The organism is Massilia sp. ST3 (genome assembly GCF_018119405.1).
Taxonomy (GTDB): domain Bacteria; phylum Pseudomonadota; class Gammaproteobacteria; order Burkholderiales; family Burkholderiaceae_D; genus Telluria.
On record NZ_JAGPWC010000008.1, the window covers coordinates 14,683 to 32,152 of the forward strand.

At 67.6% G+C, this 17,470-nt stretch carries 15 protein-coding genes; 10 read left to right on the forward strand and 5 right to left on the reverse strand.

Features of this window, described 5'->3' with window-relative positions; translation table 11 throughout:
• Positions 1 to 10 precede the first annotated feature (10 nt).
• The 3 genes from pgmB to KBW98_RS04255 all read right to left on the reverse strand — a co-directional run bounded on the left by pgmB (position 11) and on the right by KBW98_RS04255 (position 4,058).
• Entirely contained in the window at positions 11 to 664 is a 654-nt protein-coding gene (gene pgmB, locus KBW98_RS04245) for a beta-phosphoglucomutase (RefSeq protein ID WP_211518888.1), read from the reverse strand.
• Positions 661 to 2,973 (reverse strand): glycoside hydrolase family 65 protein, encoded by a 2,313-nt coding sequence (locus KBW98_RS04250; RefSeq protein WP_211518889.1) that lies wholly within the window; start codon positions 2,971 to 2,973, stop codon positions 661 to 663. Before KBW98_RS04250 ends, pgmB begins: the two co-directional genes overlap by 4 nt.
• A 74-nt stretch (positions 2,974 to 3,047) precedes the next feature.
• Positions 3,048 to 4,058, reverse strand: coding sequence for a LacI family DNA-binding transcriptional regulator (locus KBW98_RS04255; protein WP_229428966.1), 1,011 nt, complete (start codon positions 4,056 to 4,058; stop codon positions 3,048 to 3,050).
• 209 nt (positions 4,059 to 4,267) lie between these two features.
• Here KBW98_RS04255 and KBW98_RS04260 point away from each other — a divergent pair, with 209 nt between their 5' ends.
• Positions 4,268 to 6,745, forward strand: a complete 2,478-nt coding sequence (locus tag KBW98_RS04260) for a TonB-dependent siderophore receptor (RefSeq protein ID WP_211518890.1) — start codon at positions 4,268 to 4,270, stop codon at positions 6,743 to 6,745.
• 95 nt (positions 6,746 to 6,840) lie between these two features.
• Here KBW98_RS04260 and KBW98_RS04265 read toward each other — a convergent pair whose 3' ends face one another.
• Complete coding sequence (locus tag KBW98_RS04265) at positions 6,841 to 7,494, reverse strand: PEP-CTERM sorting domain-containing protein (protein ID WP_211518891.1); 654 nt, start codon at positions 7,492 to 7,494, stop codon at positions 6,841 to 6,843.
• Positions 7,495 to 7,714: 220 nt separating this feature from the next.
• On the opposite strand from KBW98_RS04265, the gene KBW98_RS04270 reads away from it, so the two are divergent.
• The gene (locus KBW98_RS04270) at positions 7,715 to 8,185 is read left to right on the forward strand and encodes a hypothetical protein (protein ID WP_211518892.1); all 471 of its coding nucleotides are present in this window, start codon (positions 7,715 to 7,717) and stop codon (positions 8,183 to 8,185) included.
• Between the two features lie 11 nt (positions 8,186 to 8,196).
• Here the strand turns inward: KBW98_RS04270 and KBW98_RS04275 are convergent, their stop codons facing one another.
• Positions 8,197 to 8,718, reverse strand: coding sequence for a GNAT family N-acetyltransferase (locus KBW98_RS04275; RefSeq protein ID WP_211518893.1), 522 nt, complete (start codon positions 8,716 to 8,718; stop codon positions 8,197 to 8,199).
• 270 nt (positions 8,719 to 8,988) lie between these two features.
• On the opposite strand from KBW98_RS04275, the gene purU reads away from it, so the two are divergent.
• The 8 genes from purU (at position 8,989) to KBW98_RS04315 (ending at position 17,424) form a co-directional block, all read left to right on the forward strand.
• Positions 8,989 to 9,876, forward strand: a complete 888-nt coding sequence (gene purU, locus KBW98_RS04280) for a formyltetrahydrofolate deformylase (RefSeq protein ID WP_211518894.1) — start codon at positions 8,989 to 8,991, stop codon at positions 9,874 to 9,876.
• A 137-nt stretch (positions 9,877 to 10,013) separates the two neighbouring features.
• Positions 10,014 to 10,412 carry a hypothetical protein gene (locus KBW98_RS04285; RefSeq protein ID WP_211518895.1) on the forward strand — a complete coding sequence of 133 codons (399 nt, stop codon included), beginning with the start codon at positions 10,014 to 10,016 and terminating at the stop codon, positions 10,410 to 10,412.
• Positions 10,396 to 11,205 carry a DUF2145 domain-containing protein gene (locus tag KBW98_RS04290; RefSeq protein WP_229428967.1) on the forward strand — a complete coding sequence of 270 codons (810 nt, stop codon included), beginning with the start codon at positions 10,396 to 10,398 and terminating at the stop codon, positions 11,203 to 11,205. The genes KBW98_RS04285 and KBW98_RS04290 overlap by 17 nt, the downstream gene beginning before the upstream one ends.
• A 203-nt stretch (positions 11,206 to 11,408) precedes the next feature.
• On the forward strand, positions 11,409 to 12,290 hold the full coding sequence (locus tag KBW98_RS04295) for a PEP-CTERM sorting domain-containing protein (RefSeq protein ID WP_211518896.1): 882 nt from the start codon (positions 11,409 to 11,411) through the stop codon (positions 12,288 to 12,290).
• A gap of 158 nt (positions 12,291 to 12,448) precedes the next feature.
• On the forward strand, positions 12,449 to 12,955 hold the full coding sequence (locus tag KBW98_RS04300) for a (2Fe-2S)-binding protein (RefSeq protein ID WP_211518897.1): 507 nt from the start codon (positions 12,449 to 12,451) through the stop codon (positions 12,953 to 12,955).
• Positions 12,952 to 13,965, forward strand: a complete 1,014-nt coding sequence (locus KBW98_RS04305; protein ID WP_211518898.1) for a xanthine dehydrogenase family protein subunit M — start codon at positions 12,952 to 12,954, stop codon at positions 13,963 to 13,965. Before KBW98_RS04300 ends, KBW98_RS04305 begins: the two co-directional genes overlap by 4 nt.
• Positions 13,962 to 16,268, forward strand: a complete 2,307-nt coding sequence (locus KBW98_RS04310) for a xanthine dehydrogenase family protein molybdopterin-binding subunit (RefSeq protein WP_211518899.1) — start codon at positions 13,962 to 13,964, stop codon at positions 16,266 to 16,268. The genes KBW98_RS04305 and KBW98_RS04310 overlap by 4 nt, the downstream gene beginning before the upstream one ends.
• 181 nt (positions 16,269 to 16,449) lie before the next feature.
• Positions 16,450 to 17,424 carry a tripartite tricarboxylate transporter substrate binding protein BugD gene (locus KBW98_RS04315; protein ID WP_211518900.1) on the forward strand — a complete coding sequence of 325 codons (975 nt, stop codon included), beginning with the start codon at positions 16,450 to 16,452 and terminating at the stop codon, positions 17,422 to 17,424.
• The last annotated feature ends 46 nt before the right edge of the window (positions 17,425 to 17,470 follow it).

The window sequence follows — 17,470 nt, forward strand, 5'->3', positions numbered from 1 at the left end:
GCTGTCTCGTTCAGTAGTCTTCCAGCCGGAATTCCAGCATCGAAGGGATCACCCGGTCGGCCTGGGTCAACACCTCCGGCTTGCCGACCCCGACCGCCACCATCCCGGCGTCCTTGATCGAGGCGACGCCCGCTACCGCATCCTCGACTCCCAGGCAGTCTACCGGGGCTAGCCCCAGCTGGGCCGCCGCGGTCAGGAAGATCTCCGGGTGCGGCTTGCTGTTGGCGATCTGGGCCGCATCGACCACGGTGTCGAAGCGGTCGCGGATGCCCAGCCGGTCCAGCACCGTGAAGGCGTTCTTGCTGACCGAGGCCAGCCCGGTCTTGAGGCCGGCGGCGCGCACCGCCTCCAGCGCGTCCAGGGCACCGGGCAGCAGGTCGCCGGGGGTCATGGTCGCGATCAGTTCCTGGTAGTGACGGTTCTTGGCGTCGGCCAGGGCCAGTTTTTCCTCGTTCGAGAAGCTGCGCGGTGCGCGCGCCAGGATCAGTGCGAGCGATCCCATCCGGTCAACACCCTTGAGCTGCTCATTGAACTCCTCGTCGAAGGGCGCGCCGACCGAATCGGCGGTCCGCTTCCATGCCAGGTAATGATAATGCGCGGTGTCGGTAATGACGCCGTCCAGGTCGAAAATCACGGCCTTGTAGCGGCCTGCGGTGCGGCTCATGCTGCCTCCATGCGGATGTCGGGATTGGAACCCGTCAGCGCGACGGGGGTTCCGTGGTGGGTGAACGCGAGCGATTCGCCATCTGCCAGGCGATAGTGGACACCCCTGGTGTCGACTGTCACTGCCAGCAGCGCGCCCTGCACATGCACCTGGAAGCGGTAGCTGGTCCACTTGGCCGGCAGGGTTGGCGCGAAGCGCAGGCCGCTGCCGGTAAGGCGCATGCCGCCGAAGCCGTAGGCCACGCCCAGCCAGGTGCCGGCCATGGCGGCGGTGTGCACGCCGTATTCGGTATTGGCGTGGGTATTGTCCAGGTCCAGGCGCGCGGTCTCCATGAAGTAGTGGTAGGCCTTGTCGGCATACCCGACTTCGCTGGCGACCATGCTGAAGATGCACGAGGACAGCGAGGAATCGTGGGTGGTCACTCCTTCATAAAAATCGAAGTCGCGGCGCTTGTCGTCCAGCGTGAATTCGTCGGACAGCAGCAGCAGGGCCAGCACCACGTCGGCCTGCTTGCACACCTGGTGGCGGTAGATCACCAGCGGGTGGTAGTGCAGCAGCAGCGGATACTTGTCCTTGGGCGTATTCGCGAAGTCCCAGGGTTTCTTGGACAGGAAGCTGTCGTCCTGCTCGTGGATGCCCAGGGCCGTATCATAGGGCAGGCGCATCGCGGCGCTGGCCGCGCGCCAGGCGGCGATCTCGCCCTCCTCCAGCCCGATCGCCGCAAGCACGCGCGCGTAGTCTTGCGGACGCTCGGCGCGCAGGCGTTCGGCCATGTCGGCGGCGAACGTCATGTGCATGCGCGCCATGGCGTTGGTGTAGTAGTTGTTGTTGACCAGGGCCGTGTATTCGTCCGGGCCGGTCACTTCGTTGATGCAGAAGCGCCCTGCGCGGTCGTAGCCGCCGATCCCGCTCCAGATGCGCGCTGTCTCCAGCACGATCTCGGCGCCGTACTCGGCGATGAAGTCGAAGTCGCCGGTAGCCAGCAGGTAGAGCCGGATCGAATAGGCGACGTCGGCGTTGATGTGGTACTGCGCGGTGCCGGCCGGGTAATAGGCCGAGCATTCCTCGCCGCCAATGGTGCGCCACGGGTACAGGGCCCCGGTCGCGTGCGACATCTGGCGCGCCCGCTCGCGCGCCTTGGGCAGGCCGTTGTAGCGGTACTGCAGCAGCGCGCGCGCGATTTCCGGGCGCGAGAACAGGAAGAAGGGGAAGACGTAGATCTCGGTGTCCCAGAAATAGTGGCCTTCGTAGCCTTCGCCGGTGACGCCCTTGGCGGCGATGTTGGTGCGGCCGTCGCGGCCCACCGACTGCAGCAGGTGGTACTGGTTGAAGCGCACGCCCTGCTGGAGCGCGTCGTCGCCGGCGATGGCCACGTCGGCCTCGCGCCAGAAGCGTTCCAGGTAGACGCCCTGCTCGGCCACCAGGTGGGCGAAGCCGTCCTGGGCGGCGCGCGCCAGTTCCTCCCTGGCCAGGCGCGCCACGTCGGCTTCGGCCACGTCGCGCGAGCTGGCGTAGGCGATGAACTTGTGCAGGGTGAGCGCCTCGCCCTCGGCCAGCCGGGCCTTGACGACGTGGGCGCCCTCGCGCAGGCCGGCATCCGTCGCGCCGCTCGCCGCATGGCGGATGCCGGTCGCCAGCAGGAAGCCGCTGTTGCGGGTGCGCTGCAGCAGCAGCTCGCCGTCCGCATCCTGCTCGCGGCCGGCCACCGACAGCGCCGGGCCGGTCACCGCCGAGCCGACACGCGGATCGTCGCCCGCCTGCAGGTTGCTCACTTCGCTGTCGATGCGCGAGGCGATCTCCACGCGGCCGGCGAAGTTCAGGGCCGTGACCCGGTATTCGATCGCCGCCAAGTGCTTGCGGCCGAAGCACACCACGCGCCGGCTATCGATGCGTACCCGGTGGCCCAGCGGGCTTTCCCATTCCACGGTGCGCTCCAGCACGCCCTTGCGGAAGTCGAGGCGGCGCTCGTAGGCCAGCAGCTTGCCGGCGTCGAACACGAAGCGCTCGCCCTCGACCGTCAGGGCGATGCATTTGGCGTTCGGGACGTTCAGCATGAATTCGTTGGTGCGCGCCAGGCCGTAAGCGTTCTCCGGATAGTGAATGGCCTCGGTCTCGTGGAAGCCGTTCAGGTAGCTGCCTTCCAGGCCGGCCGCCCCGCCCTCCTCGTGGGTGCCGCGCAGGCCGATGTAGCCGTTCCCGAGCGCAAACAGGGTTTCGTGCAGGAAGGCGCGCGGCCCCAGGGGCGCGGTCTCGCGGATCTGCCAGGGCTCGGCGGGGACAGCGTCGATGACATCGATAACATGGTTCACTTCGGTTTCCTCGTCTAGGCCGCCTCATCGCGGCATTGCTTGCTCGGTGGTGCTGGGTTCTTGGTAAAAGAGGCTTAGGTTTGCCGCACGATCAGTGTTGTGGGCAGCATTTCGGATTCGCTCGGCTGGCCTTCGATCATGGCCAGCATTTTCTTGGCCAGCAGTACCCCACCGTCGCGCAGGTACTGGTGCACGCTGGTCAGCGGCGGCACGAAGCTGGCCGCTCCCGGCGTATCGTCGTAACCGATGACGGAGATATCGTCCGGCACCCGCAGGCTGGCCTCGGTGAGGGCGCGGATCGCACCCATGGCCAGCAGGTCGCTGGCGGCGAACAAGCCGTCGAAGACGATGCCCGGCTTCTTCTTGAGCAGGGTCTGCACCGAGTCGAAGCCCGCTTCGAAGGTAAAGGCCTTGGGCCGCAGGATATGGACGGTGGCGCGGCTGGCGAGCGTGTCGATGAAGCCGGCGCAGCGCTCCTGCACCTCGGCATGGTCGACGTCGCCCAGGAAGATCAGCTTGCGCCGCCCCTGGTCGATGAAGCGCTCCGCCGCGCTGGCGCCGCCCTTGCGGTTGTCGCTGCCGACCACCACGTAGTCGCCGCCGCGCTCGGGCGCGCCCCACACCACCAGCGGCAGCTTGGTCTGCTGCAGGGTGCGCACCGCCTCCCCGTGCGAGCCCTGGCCCAGCAGGATCAGGCCGTCGGCGCCCTGCACTGGAGCGGTGTCGAGCAGCTGCTTGGAGGTCAGCACCACGCTGTAGCCGGCCGTGGTCAGCTCCTGGGTGATGCCGCCCAGCAGTTCGAGCGGATAGGGATCGGACATCGGACGCCCTTTCACCGGCGTCATCTCGACCACCACCGCCACCGAATACGAGCGGCGCATGCGCAGGTTGCGCGCGCTGATGTTGAAGCGGTAACCCTGCTCGACCGCCAGCTGGCGGATCTTCTCGCGGGTCTTCTCGGTCACCAGTGGGCTGTCGCGCAGGGCGCGCGACACCGTGATGGTCGAGACGCCGGCGATCTTCGCCAGGTCTTCCATCGTCGGGAGCGCGTCGCCCTTTACCTTGTTTTGCTTTGCCGGTGCCATGTCTTGTCGAGTGCTTCAATACGGCATGCATTATGACAGAACTTTTTGTTTTGTCGACATCAAATGACATCGATAACAATCCCGTTGACATCGATAACATTCGATGATTCAATGGCACGACTTTCCCGACAGATCATTGATCAGGAAGGGACAGGCAGGGAGGAGACGCCCCGCCGGCACGATTTTCATACAACAGAGAGCTAACAATCATGACAACCACGACGAAGTTCCCGCAGCTGTCCGCCATCGCCCTCGCCGTCCTTGCACTGGGCGCGCACTGCCAGGCCATGGCCCAGGAAACCGGGACGGCCGATGCTCCAGCAACGCCTTCCGCAGTCCAGAAAGAGATCCAGCAGGTGGTCGTTACCGGCACCGCGTCGGCGGCCGGCACCCGCAAGATCGACGCCGCCTTCAGCATCACCACCGCCAGCGAGGAGCAGCTCAAGGCCGCCGCCCCGATCAGCACCGCCGACATCATGAAGATCGTGCCGGGCGCCTACGCCGAATCCACCGGCGGCCAGTCGGGCGCCAACATCCAGGTGCGCGGCTTCCCCTCGGGCAGCGATTCGCCCTTCGTCTCGGTGCAGATGAACGGCAACCCGATCTATCCGGTGCCGGTCCTGTCCTTCTTCGAAGGCTCGTCCTCCTTCCGCCTGGACGACACCATCGACCGCGTCGAAGTGCTGCGCGGCGGCCCGAGCACCATCTATTCCGCCGGCCAGCCGGGCGCCACCATGAACTTCATCATGAAGAAAGGCACCGACACGCCGGAAGGCTCGATCCGCGTCACCGGCGGCACCGGCAACCTGCGCCGCGTCGACGGCGTCTACAGCGGCAAGATCGCCGAAGGCTGGTACGGCATGATCGGCGGCTTCTACCGCGTGACCGACGGCGTGCGCAAGTCCGGCTTCCCGGCCGACGACGGCGGCCAGCTGTCCGCCGCCCTGACCCGCAAGCTGGACCAGGGCGAGCTGAACCTGTACATGCGCTCGACCAACGACAAGAACGCCTTCTACACCGGCGTGCCGCTGATGTCGGCCAACGAAGGGCGCACCATCAGCGAATTCCCGGGCTTCGATCCGCTCACCGGCACCCTGATGAGCAACGAAATGCGCCTGTTCACGGTGGAGGCCGCGCCCGGCCGCACCCTGAACTACGACCTGGGCGACGGCCGCGGCCTGAAGTCCAACGTGTTCGGCGCCGAGTTCCAGCAAAACCTGAACGGCTGGCAGGTGTCGAACAAGCTGAACTATTTCAACGCCGATCTGAATACGATCGCCATGTTCACGGGTAACAACCCGCTGCGCGCGGGCGACTACCTGAGCGGCGCCATCGCTTCGGCCAACGGCAATGCCGCGGCCGTCGCCGCGGCCGGCCGCCCGGCCACCGGCGGCGCCATGACCTATGCCAGCGGCGGCGGCGTGGTGGATCCTAACCAGCAGGTGGTGCAGGCCGGCCTGTGGGCGGTCGAGAAGAAGCTGCGCTCCTTCACCGACGAATTCCGCGTCAGCCGCGACATCGGCGCCAACCACACCCTGACCGCCGGCGGCTACGTCGCCAACTACTCGTCGAAGGACACCTGGTTCCTGGGTAACAGCCACCTGATGACGGCCACCCCGAACGCGCGCCTGATCGACGTGCGCCTGGACAATGGCGCGGTGGTCTCGAACAAGGGCAAGGAAGGCAATATCTTCTACGCGCCGGTCGCGTCCTACGACGGCGACAACACCGCCTTCTTCATCGCCGACGAATGGCGCGTCAGCGACCGCCTGAAGCTCGACGCCGGCATGCGCCGCGAGAAGCAGCGCCTCAACGCCACCATCTCGAACCTGACCACGGTCGACCCGGACGGCAACCCGCTGACCCTTTACAACAACGGCACCTCGACCCCGGATGGCAGCTTCACCGGCCTGTCGCGCGACGACTCGGTGAATTCCTTCACCGTCGGCGGCCTGTACAAGCTGGGCAAGGACAGCAGCGTGTTCGTGCGCGCCAACCAGGGCCACACCTTCATCTACTTCGACGACATGCGCAACGCCGGCAGCCAGGCGGTGCTGGACGACCGCTCGCGCGTGCCGACCCCGAAAGTCAAGCAGCTGGAAGTGGGCTTCAAGACCGCGACCCCGCTGTACAGCGCCTACGTGAACGCCTTCTTCACCGACTTCACCGGCATCTCCTTCCAGCAGATCACCACCAGCGGCGTGTTGTACTCGGTGAGCGGTTCCAAGGGCAAGGGTGCGGAATTCGAATTGGCGGTGCGTCCGCTGGCCGGCCTGCAGCTCCAGCTGACCGGCAACTGGCAGGATTCCGAGTACCGCGACAACCCGGCGATCGAGGGCAACACGGTGCAGCGCCAGCCGAAGTTCCAGTTCCGCTTCTCGCCGAGCTACCGCATCCCGCTGGGCGACCAGGCGGTGCGCGTGTACGGCACCTTCTCGCGCGTCGGCAGCCGCTGGGCGGACCAGGCCAACACCCAGTTCCTGCCTTCGTACGAGACCGTGGACCTGGGCGTGCTGGCCGAGCTGTCGGACAAGCTCGAGTTCCGCGTCAGCGCGACCAACCTGACCAACGAACTGGGCCTGACCGAAGGCAACTCGCGCCTTACCAGTGGCAACGCCAGCGGCCCGATCAACGCGCGTCCGTTGTTCGGCCGCGCCGTGGAAGCGTCGCTGACCTACCGCTTCTGACCTGAGCATCACCGCGTCCGGCCGCGCGCCGGGCGCGCATGCAATCTCCACCCCTCTTTCGGCGGAACCTCGGTTCCGCCTTTTTTATGGCGCGGTCAGCGCCGGGAAGCGGACCTGGAGCGCGGCCGGCGGCGCGCGAACCAGGCGCCCAGCATGCCGATAGCACCGAGCGCCATCAACGGCGGCTCCGTCACCGGCGTGTCGATGCGTGCGTCCAGCAGCAGGCCGCGCGAACCGTGGCATTCGGGATACACCTCGCCGCAGCCGAAGTACTCGTCGCTGTGGGCTTCCAGCATCGTGAACAGGCCGCCGCTGCTCTGCATCAGGAAATCCGAGTTGCTGTCGTTCGCGCGGATCGTCCCGTCCAGCCGTCCGTCGGGCCGGAACACGATGTCCATGAAGATGTAGTCGCTCCAGTAGCGCGGATAGCCGCGGTAGTCGTAGTGGATCAGGTTCCACTCCGCCTGGCTGCCGTCCGGCCACATGCCGTCATACCAGTAGCGCAGCGACAGCAGGCTGTCCTGGGGATCGAGGCAGGGTTCCTCGCCCATGCACAGGTTCTCGAACTCCAGGTACAGGCCGCCCTTGGCGACCGCGGCGTCGGAAAACACCAGTTCGACATTCAGGCCCGGGGGCATACTTGGCGCGGCCTGCGCCTGGCGCCAGGTGTAGATGACTTCCGCGCCAGCCGGCTGGGACAGGGTGGCGACGAGCAACAACGGCAAGAAATACGACGAGATACGCAACATCAGATACTCCAACAAAATCTAAGAACGGATGGAAGCAAGGAACGCGCCCAAACCTGGACAGCGGGCAGGCCCCTGATTTAACACATGTCTTTACATCTTACGCTTGCGCTGCGCCTTGCAAGTGTTAAATTTTCCGACAGCGGCAGCCCGGGCTTGCATTGCCTCTATAATTCCCGCAGCCATGCAGATGGCAGCATGTTCACTTACCTGGAAGACCCCGATGAAAGCCCTGACCCTTGCCCTCCTGCTGTGCGCCTCCGGCGCCGCCTTTGCCGACCCGGCCGACGATGCGATCCTGAAGTGCCGCGCCCAGGCCGACACCGCGGTGCGCCTGGCCTGCTACGACGCCATCCAGGTCGGCGCCGCCCGCCCCGCCCAGCCGCCGGCCCAGGCCGCGGCGGCCGCGCCGGCGCGTAGTGCGGAGCAGAACTTCGGCATGGAAGCGGTCAAGCAGAAGGAAGCGCAGCCGAACGCGATCGAGAGCAGCATCGCCGGCGAGTTCGAAGGCTGGGGACCGGGTTCGCAGATCCGCCTCGCCAACGGCCAGGTATGGCGCATCGTCGACGGCAGCGAGGCCGTGCTGCCCCGCATGCGCAACCCGAAGGTGAAGATCGAGCGCAACGTGTTCGGCACCCTGTTCCTGAAGATCGAAGGCAGCAACAGTTCGGCCAAGGTGCGCCGGGTCCAGTAAGCCGCGACCATCTAGGCGAGCGCGCGCAGCATATAGAGCGCGTCCGCCGGGTAGGAAGCCAGTCCCCGCCCCGGCGCGCAATCCGCGGCCGGCGCGGCCCGGTAGCCGAGGCCCTCCCAGAATCCCGCGCTGTCCTGCACCGACACCAGCGCCGACCAGGCCAGGCCCTGCGCCTGTCCCAGCGCCAGCAGATGGCCGGCCAAGGCGCGCGCCAGGCCGCGGCCCAGCGCCCGGGGCGCCACCGCGAGGTCGTGCAGGTAGAGGGTGTCGGCCCGCGCAGCCGGCGCGAAGGCCGCGCCCAGGTCGGTTACCGCGCCCAGCACCGACGGATAGGCGAACAGGTAGCCGCAGACGGCGCCGCCGGCCTCGCAGGCCACCACGCAGGTTGCCGGCGCGGCGCGCAGCCGCGCCAGCACGACCGCGCCCGGCTCCTGCATGGCCTCGGGATAGCACGCGGCCTGCACGCCCAGCACGGCGGACAGGTCGGCCTCGCGCATGGGACGGATGTCGCAAGGATTCGGAAGGGTACTCATCGGAGGCAAGTCAGCAGCATCAAACACGCGAAAAACCGCCGATGGTAGCATGCACACCCCCTCATGCAGGCGCACGCTTGACGCCGCAAGGCTCATCGGCGATGCTCTCACTCTGACAACACGTCCTCCCGCGCCTATCCGCGCCGGCGGCGATCCCGTAGCGGCTGACCCATCCTGTCGAACCGCGTCACGGATGAACCCGTTCGGGCCGCCCGCCCACCCCATGGCGGCGCCCGAGACTTCTTCGTACGCCAACACAGGACAAGCACCATGAACCAGGACCACGCCGCGCCAGCCCGCATCGAATACATACTGACCGCCAGCTGCACGGCCGGCACGGGCATCGTGGCCGCCGTGGCCAGCTTCCTGGCCGAGCGCGACTGCTATATCTGCGCGCTCGAGCAGTTCGACGACGACTCGACCGAGCGCTTCTTCATGCGCCTGGTGTTCCGCCTGCAGGACGGCTCGCCGTCAATCGAGGCCATCCGCGAGGAGTTCGGCGCCGCCGTCGGGGCCCGCCTGCAGATGCAATGGAAGATCCACGACCCGCGCGAACCGGTCAAGACCGTGATCCTGGTGTCGAAGTACGACCACTGCATCGACGACCTGCTCTACCGCCGCCGCAACGGCGAACTCAACATGTCGATCACGGCGGTGGTGTCGAACCACCTCGACCTGCGCCCGATGGTCGAACGCGAAGGGATCCGCTACGTCTTCCTGCCGGTGAGCAAGGAGAACAAGGCGCAGCAGGAGGCGCGCCTGCTGGAGATCGTCGAGGAGACCGGGGCCGAGCTGGTGATCCTGGCGCGCTACATGCAGATCCTTTCGGACGAACTGGCGCGCCGCCTGGCGGGCCGCTGCATCAATATCCATCACTCCTTCCTGCCCGGCTTCAAGGGCGCCAAGCCCTATCACCAGGCCTTCGACCGCGGGGTCAAGCTGATCGGCGCCACCGCCCACTACGCCACCCCGGATCTCGACGAAGGCCCGATCATCGAGCAGGTCCTGACCCGGGTCGACCATACCTTCACTCCCGCCCACCTGGCGCGGGTGGGCCGCGACAACGAATGCATGGCGCTGGCCGCCGCCGTCAAGTTCCACATCGAACGACGCGTCTTCGTCGACGGGAACAAGACCGTGGTCTTCCGCGGCAACTAAGCGCCTGGCGCGCCCCCGGTATCGCCGGCCGCTACGCCGCGTAGCGCGCCGCGCCACCGCCCCGCAAGCGGCTTGCCGCGGCCGCCGGCCGCGCCCATCATGCGTCCATCCTTGACACAGACCCAAAGGGGGCACGCATGAAACACCTCGGAGTTACCACCCTGCTCGGCCTCGCCTGTGCGGCGGCCCATGCCGCGCCGGATTCCTCGCAGCCCTCGCGCACCATCGGCGAAGTATCCGCCTCGGTAGTCGGCGGTTCGGTCCTGCTGGCTGCCGCCGGCGGCAGCCTCGTGGTCGAGAGCGTGCGCGCCTCCGGCGACGGCGTCGACCTGGTGCTGCGCAATGCGGCCGACGCCAGCGTCGCCACGGTGCGCCTCTCCAGCAAGGCCGCCGGCGCCCTCTCGCTCGGCGCCGGGACCGTCATCGAGGTGCTGTCTTCCTCGGCCGGCCAGTTGCTGGTCCTGTCCGGCAAGGCGATCGCCTTCATTCCGAACGAGGCCGGCAAGGCCCTGCTCCACCATGAACGGGCCTATTGAGATGCGCCGCCTATCGATGGCGTGGCTGCTGGCCGCCTTGCTCGTCCTGTCCACCGCCGCCCGCGCCGGCCAGGGCTGCGAGGAAGCGCCTTTGTCCGCCCGGGAAGCGCTGCGCTCGATCGAACTGGCGCAGCGCACGGTGGATGCGCTCGAACGCAGCGGGGCCAGCGTGGCGCTGGTTGCGCGCGCGGGCCAGGACTTGCGCAGGTACGGGCTGCGCTATTCGCACATGGGGATCGCCGTACGCGAGCACCCGGCCGGGCGCTGGACCGTGGTGCACGCCTTGAACGATTGCGGGTCGGACCGTTCCATGCTGTACAACGAAGGCATGGGCAATTTCTTCCTGACCGAGCTGTTCCGCTACGAGGGCCAGCTGCTGTTGCCGGGCCCGTCCGCCCAGGCGGCGCTGGCGCGCCTGTTCGCCCAGCAGCCCGCCCTGCCCCCGGCCCTGCACGCGCCGCGCTATAACATGCTGTCCTATGCGTATTCGACGCGCTACCAGAATTCCAACCAGTGGGTCCTGGAGACCTGGGCCGCCGCGGCCGCGCCGCAGCAGGTCGCCAGCCGCCCGCAGGCCCAGCAATGGCTGCGCTCGGCGGGATTTGTTCCCATCACGGTCGAGATCCCTGCCGTCACTCGGCTGGGAGCGCGACTGACGCGCGCCAACGTGGCCTTCGACGACCACCCTTTCGAGCGGCGCATGGCCGGCCGGATCGATACGGTCACCGTGGAATCCATCGTCCGCTTCGTGCTGGCCGGCGATCCGGAGGCCCGGGTAATGGTGGTCGAGTAGGCCCGGCGCCCGATGCCATATGCATGATTTCGTGTCGGAAATTTTTACAGTGAGCAAGATCAACACATTTGCAAAGTCGACATGTTTTCATTCTTTTAGGAAAAATATTATTCCGATCAATGCCTTAGCGTTACCCATCAAATACCTGGCACGCCGCTTGCTTTACGTTATACGAATTCAATTTCTTTAACCCAGGAGTAAGCATGAAAAAGATTCTCGCTGCCGCAATGGGCGCGGCCCTCAGCTTCGGCGCTTCGGCAGCCCCGGCAACGTCCCTCCCACCGGGTCCGATCTACCTGAAGTTCTCGGGCCAGGAACAAATCGCTGTGAACGGCGCCACCACCTACGCTGGCACCAAGGAAATCAACTGGGGCGTGTTCCTCGTCTCGACCCTGGAAGTCGGCAGCGTCAACACCCCGCACGACCAGATCGATCCGACCGGCGACATCTTCTTCGTCAGCGGCCAGAAGAACGGCGCGGACAAGGGCGGCCAGATCACCGGCATGTTCTACGGCATCGAAGCGGGCACTCCGTCGGGCATCAACCCGCAGACCGGCCAGTCGCTGAACCCGTTCCCGGCCACCAAGGGCTACATGGACCTGTACTGGCGCGACCTGAACACCATGACCAAGACCACCCTGGCCGGTTCGGCCGCCGGCGTGCGTTGCGGTTTCGACTGCGCCAACGGCTACACCCAGGGCACCTTCCTGGGCCGCCTGTTCTTCGACACCGGCATGGACATCGGCAACCCGACCAACACCATCGTCGGCAGCTCGACCCCGAGCAGCAACGGCTTCTCGGGCCAGGCTGACTCGTACGCGTCGGTCGACACCAGCGTGAAGGGCCTGTGGACCGATCAACTGAACTCGGACTACTTCAGCAACTATCTGGGCCTGCGCGACCTGCGCTTCAAGAACAGCTACAACTACAACCCGAACTGGAGCAACGGCGCCAACATCCTGGGCGCACGCGTCGACGATCCGGGCCAGGCATACGCTCTGCCGGAACCGGGCGCGCTGTCGCTGATGGGCCTGGCCATGGTCGGCATGGGCGCCGTCCTGCGCCGCCGCCAGAAGCAGGCTTAATCAGCCCGCACTGCGCGAACGCTGCAAGAAAAGGCCCCTCGGGGCCTTTTCCCGTTTACGGCTGCGAAAAAGGTGGCTGGCCTACATTCGGTGCGTGACTTAACCGAGCCGACCAACCGGCCAGTGTAAGGTTGCCCTTCATTCAATGGGGGATGGCCATGGAACTTCACCAGCAGTACCCGGTCCGGCTGCGCATCAACGGCCAGGATCGCAGCTTCGACGTCCAGTCCTGGGTCAGCCTGCTCGACCTGCTGCGCGAACGCGCGGGACTGACCGGCACCAAGAAAGGCTGCGACCACGGCCAATGTGGCGCCTGCACGGTACTGGTCGGCGGCAAACGCATCAATTCCTGCCTGACCCTGGCCGTCATGCACGACGGCCACGAGGTCACCACGGTCGAGGGCCTGGCCGACGGCGAGCGCCTTCATCCCCTGCAGCGGGCCTTCATCGACCACGACGCCTTCCAGTGCGGCTACTGCACCCCGGGGCAGCTGTGCTCGGCCGCCGGGCTGATCGCCGAAGGCCAGGCCGGCAACCGCGACGAGGTGCGCGAACTCATGAGCGGCAACCTGTGCCGCTGCGGCGCCTATCCCCAGATCGCGGACGCGGTCTGCGAGGTGCTCGGCCTTGCCCAGGCGCCAGCGGGCGCGAAGGCGGCGCCATGAAGCCCTTCGCCTTCACGCAGCCGCGCGACCTGGACGGCGCCCTGGCGGCCCTCGCGGCCGGCGCGCGCCCGGTCGCGGGCGGCACCAACCTGCTCGACCTGATGAAGGAAGGCGTCATGGCGCCGCCCGGGCTGGTCGACATCAATGGCCTCGGCCTGGACGCCATCGAGACCTCGGCCGAGGGCGGCCTGCGCCTGGGCGCCCTGGCGCGCAACGCCGACACCGCCTACCACCCGCTGGTGCGCAAGCGCTACCCGCTGCTCGGCGCCGCGATCCTGGCCGGCGCCTCGCCCCAGCTGCGCAACATGGCAAGCGACGGCGGCAACCTGATGCAGCGCACCCGCTGCGTCTACTTCTACGACGTCGGCACGCCCTGCAACAAGCGCGAACCGGGCAGCGGCTGTCCGGCGCGCGAGGGCCTGAACCGCCAGCACGCCATCCTGGGAACCAGCGAGCACTGCATCGCCACCCATCCCTCGGACATGTGCGTCGCGCTGCGCGCCCTGGACGCGACGGTGCACGTGCGCTCGCAGCGCGGCACCCGCAGCATCGCCTTCGCCGACTTCCACCGCCTGCCGGGCGACCGGCCCGAGCTCGACAACACCCTGGAGCCGGGCGAGCTGATCACCCACCTGACCCTGCCCGAGGCCGACCGCTTCGCCGGCCACGCGTACTACCTCAAGGTGCGCGACCGCCTGTCCTATGCCTTCGCGCTGGTGTCGGTGGCGGCCGCCCTCGACCTGGCGCCGGGCCGGCGCATCCGCGCCGCCCGCATTGCCCTCGGCGGCGTCGCCCACAAGCCCTGGCGGGTGGAGGAAGCCGAGGCGGCGCTCGAGGGCAAGGAAGCCGGCGAGGACGCTTTCGGGGCCGCGGCCGACCTGATCCTGCGCGGCGCCCAGGGCCATGGCCAGAACGATTTCAAGATTACGCTGGCGCGCAACGCCATCGTCCAGGCCCTCGCCCGCGCCGCGCGCGGCACGGCCTGTCAGCCCGAGGGAGAAGCGCAATGACCGACCTGATTCCAGAACTGCGCACACCGACCGCTCCCGAGGGAACCGGGCGGGTACGGGCCGGCATGGCGGTCGCGCGCGTCGACGGGCGCGACAAGGTCACCGGCGCCGCCCGCTACGCCGCCGAACATCCCGCACCGGACTTGTGCTACGGGGTGGCCGTCAACAGCACCATCGCGCGCGGCCGGATCCTGCGCATCGACCTGGTCGACGCCCTCACGGCCCATGGCGTGATCGCCATCCTCACGCACGAGAACCGGCCGAAGATGCGCGGCGCCGACCTGGCCTACAAGGACATGACGGCCCCCGGCGGTTCGCCCTTCCGCCCCCTGTACAGCGACCGCATCTTCTACAGCGGCCAGCCGGTGGCGCTGGTGGTGGCCAGCAGCTTCGAGGCGGCGCGCCATGCCGCGGCGCTGGTGCGCGTCACCTACGAGACCGAGGAGCACCAGACCGACCTGCTGGCCTCGCTCGGCCAGGCCTACGAGCCACGCCCGATGAAGGCGGGCTTTACGCCCCCGGGCTCCACGGGCGACGCCGCCCAGGCCTTCGAAGCCGCGCCGGTGAAGATCGACGCCGAATACTACGCCGGGGTCGAGCACCACAATCCGATGGAAATGCATGCCTCGACCGTGGTGCGCGACGAGGGCGGCCACCTGACCATCTACGACAAGACCCAAAGCTCGCAGAACTGCCGCTGGTATGTCTCGCACGTGTTCGGCCTGTCGAAGAACAAGGTCACGGTGCGCAACCCCTACGTGGGCGGCGCCTTCGGTTCCGGCCTGCGCCCCCAGTACCAGCTGCCGCTGGCCGTGATGGCCGCGCTCAAGCTCAAGCGCTCGGTGCGGGTGGTGCTGACCCGCCAGCAGATGTTCAGCTTCGGCCACCGTCCCGAGACCTGGCAGCGGGTGCGCCTGGCGGCCGACCGCGACGGGCGCCTGCAGGCCATCCTGCACGAGGCGATCCAGGAGACCTCGCGCCTCGAGGACTACGTCGAGGTGGTGGTCAACTGGTCGGGCCAGCTCTACGCCTGCGAGAACATCGCGCTCGGCTACAAGCTGGTGGCCCACGACCGCCACTCGCCGATCGACATGCGCGCGCCGGGCGCGGCCCACGGCGTGCACGCGCTCGAGGTGGCGATGGACGAACTGGCCTGGGCGCTGAAGATGGACCCGCTGGCGCTGCGCCTGAAGAACTATGCCGACGTCGCGCCGATCGAGGGCAAGCCCTTCTCCACCAAGGCGCTGCGCGAGTGCTACCGCCTGGGCGCCGAGCGCTTCGGCTGGGAGAAGCGGCCCCTGGCGCCGCGCAGCACGCGCGAAGGCGACGAGCTGGTCGGCTGGGGCATGGCCACCGGCGTCTGGGATTCGCTGGTGATGGTGGCGCGCGTCTCGGCCGAGCTGCGCGCCGACGGCCGCCTGGTGGTGTCGAGCGCGGCCTCGGACATCGGCACCGGCACCTATACCGTGATGGCCATGATCGCGGCCGAAGCCATGGGCCTGCCGCTCGAGCGCGTCACCTTCCAGCTGGGCGACTCGACCCTGCCGCTGGCGCCGGTCGAGGGCGGGTCCTCGCACGTGACCACGGTCGGCGGCGGCGTGGTGGGCGCCTGCGACAAGCTCAAACGCCGCCTGCTGCGCCTGGCCCAGGCCCTGCCCGATTCGCCCTTCGCCAGGGCGCGCCTGCGCGACGTCGACTTCGACGACGGCGCCATGGTGCTGCGCAAGGATCCGGCGCGCCGCCTCGACCTGGCGGAGCTGCTGGCGGCCTCGAAGCTGGACCGCGTCGAGGAAAAATACCTGATGACACCGCAAATGCTCAAGCAGCGCAAGTACACCCGCGCGGTGCACTCGGCGGTGTTCTGCGAGGTCAGGGTCAACGAAGCCCTCGGCATGGTGCGGGTCACGCGCGTGGTGAGCGCGGTGGCGGCCGGGCGCATCATCAATGCGAAGACGGCGGCCAGCCAGGTCAGCGGGGGCGTGGTCTGGGGCATCAGCCAGGCCCTGCACGAGGAAACCCACACCGACCACCGCTTCGGCCGCTTCATGAACCACAACTACGCCGAGTACCACGTAGCCGTGAATGCCGATATCCACGACATCGAGGTCCTGTTCGCCGAAGAGGACGACCGGGTGGTCAGCAAGCAGCTGGGCGCCAAGGGCGTGGGCGAGATCGGCATCGTCGGGGTGGCCGCGGCGGTGTCGAACGCGATCTTCCACGCCACCGGCAAGCGCCTGCGCAGCACGCCGCTCACGCCCGACAAGCTGCTGCTCGGCGAGCCCTTCCTGCCGGCCGCGCGCTGAAGACACGGGCCGGCGCGGACGGCCGGGCCCGTCCGCGCCGGCCCTTATCAATTTCTCTACATCCCTGGCGATGCGCCATCCGTAGTTTCCCCTAGTTGCATAAGCATATACACTCTGGTACAACCGTCCTGCGTACCTACGCGCTGCCAAATCAACAATACCGAGATCAGAGGACGACACCATGAAATTCAAAACGATGTGCACCGTCGCGTGCATGGCGCTGTTCGGCGCTGGCCTGGCCCAGGCCCAAACCTACCCGACCAAGACCATCACCATGATCGTGCCCTTCGCGGCCGGCGGCCCGACCGACACGGTGGCGCGCCTGGTGGCCCAGTCGATGGGCAACACCCTGAAGCAGCAGATCATCATCGAGAACGTGGGCGGCGCCGGCGGCACCATCGGCGCGGCGCGCGCCGCCAAGGCCGCCCCGGACGGCTACACCCTGTTCCTGCACCACATCGGCCACTCCACCGCGCCGTCGCTGTACCGCAAGCTGAGCTACAACGCGGTCACCGATTTCGAGCCGGTCGGCCTGGTCACCGACGTGCCCATGACCCTGGTGGCGCGCAAGGACTTCCCGGCCAAGGACTTCAAGGAAATGCTGGCCTACGTGAAGGCCAACAAGGACAAGGTCACCTACGCCCACGCCGGCCTGGGCGCGGCATCGCACCTGTGCGGCATGCTGCTCCAGACCGCCATCGGCGTCGACCTGACCACGGTCGCCTACAAGGGTACCGGCCCGGCCATGAACGACCTGCTGGGCGGCCAGGTGGACCTGATGTGCGACCAGACCACCAACACCACCAGCCAGATCAAGGGCGGCAAGATCAAGGCCTATGGCGTCACCACCAAGGCCCCGCTGGCGGCCCTGCCGGGCGTGCCGACGCTCGCCAGCGCCGGCCTGCCGAACTTCGAGGTCGCCGTGTGGCACGGCCTGTACGCGCCGAAGGGCACCCCGAAGGCCGTGGTCGACACCCTGTCGAACGCCCTGCGCGCCGCGCTCAAGGATCCCGTCGTCAAGCAGCGCTTCGCCGACCTGGGCACCGAACCGGTGGCCGACGAACGCGCCCGTCCGGAGGCCCTGCGCACCCACCTGAAGGCCGAGATCGACCGCTGGAGCCCGATCATCAAGAAAGCCGGCACCTACGCCGACTAAGACCCGCGGCACATCCCGGGCCGGCCGCCGGCCCGGCCCGGGATGT

Bases quoted from the DNA above. Each gene is read 5' to 3' on its own strand.
- KBW98_RS04310 (WP_211518899.1), top strand. From the start codon at position 13,962: ATGACCGACCTGATTCCAGAACTGCGCACACCGACCGCTCCCGAGGGA.
- purU (WP_211518894.1), top strand. From the start codon at position 8,989: ATGAACCAGGACCACGCCGCGCCAGCCCGCATCGAATACATACTGACC.
- KBW98_RS04270 (WP_211518892.1), top strand. From the start codon at position 7,715: ATGAAAGCCCTGACCCTTGCCCTCCTGCTGTGCGCCTCCGGCGCCGCC.
- KBW98_RS04275 (WP_211518893.1), bottom strand. From the start codon at position 8,718: ATGAGTACCCTTCCGAATCCTTGCGACATCCGTCCCATGCGCGAGGCC.
- pgmB (WP_211518888.1), bottom strand. From the start codon at position 664: ATGAGCCGCACCGCAGGCCGCTACAAGGCCGTGATTTTCGACCTGGAC.
- KBW98_RS04285 (WP_211518895.1), top strand. From the start codon at position 10,014: ATGAAACACCTCGGAGTTACCACCCTGCTCGGCCTCGCCTGTGCGGCG.
- KBW98_RS04290 (WP_229428967.1), top strand. From the start codon at position 10,396: ATGAACGGGCCTATTGAGATGCGCCGCCTATCGATGGCGTGGCTGCTG.
- KBW98_RS04260 (WP_211518890.1), top strand. From the start codon at position 4,268: ATGACAACCACGACGAAGTTCCCGCAGCTGTCCGCCATCGCCCTCGCC.
- KBW98_RS04300 (WP_211518897.1), top strand. From the start codon at position 12,449: ATGGAACTTCACCAGCAGTACCCGGTCCGGCTGCGCATCAACGGCCAG.
- KBW98_RS04305 (WP_211518898.1), top strand. From the start codon at position 12,952: ATGAAGCCCTTCGCCTTCACGCAGCCGCGCGACCTGGACGGCGCCCTG.
- KBW98_RS04315 (WP_211518900.1), top strand. From the start codon at position 16,450: ATGAAATTCAAAACGATGTGCACCGTCGCGTGCATGGCGCTGTTCGGC.
- KBW98_RS04295 (WP_211518896.1), top strand. From the start codon at position 11,409: ATGAAAAAGATTCTCGCTGCCGCAATGGGCGCGGCCCTCAGCTTCGGC.
- KBW98_RS04255 (WP_229428966.1), bottom strand. From the start codon at position 4,058: ATGGCACCGGCAAAGCAAAACAAGGTAAAGGGCGACGCGCTCCCGACG.
- KBW98_RS04265 (WP_211518891.1), bottom strand. From the start codon at position 7,494: ATGTTGCGTATCTCGTCGTATTTCTTGCCGTTGTTGCTCGTCGCCACC.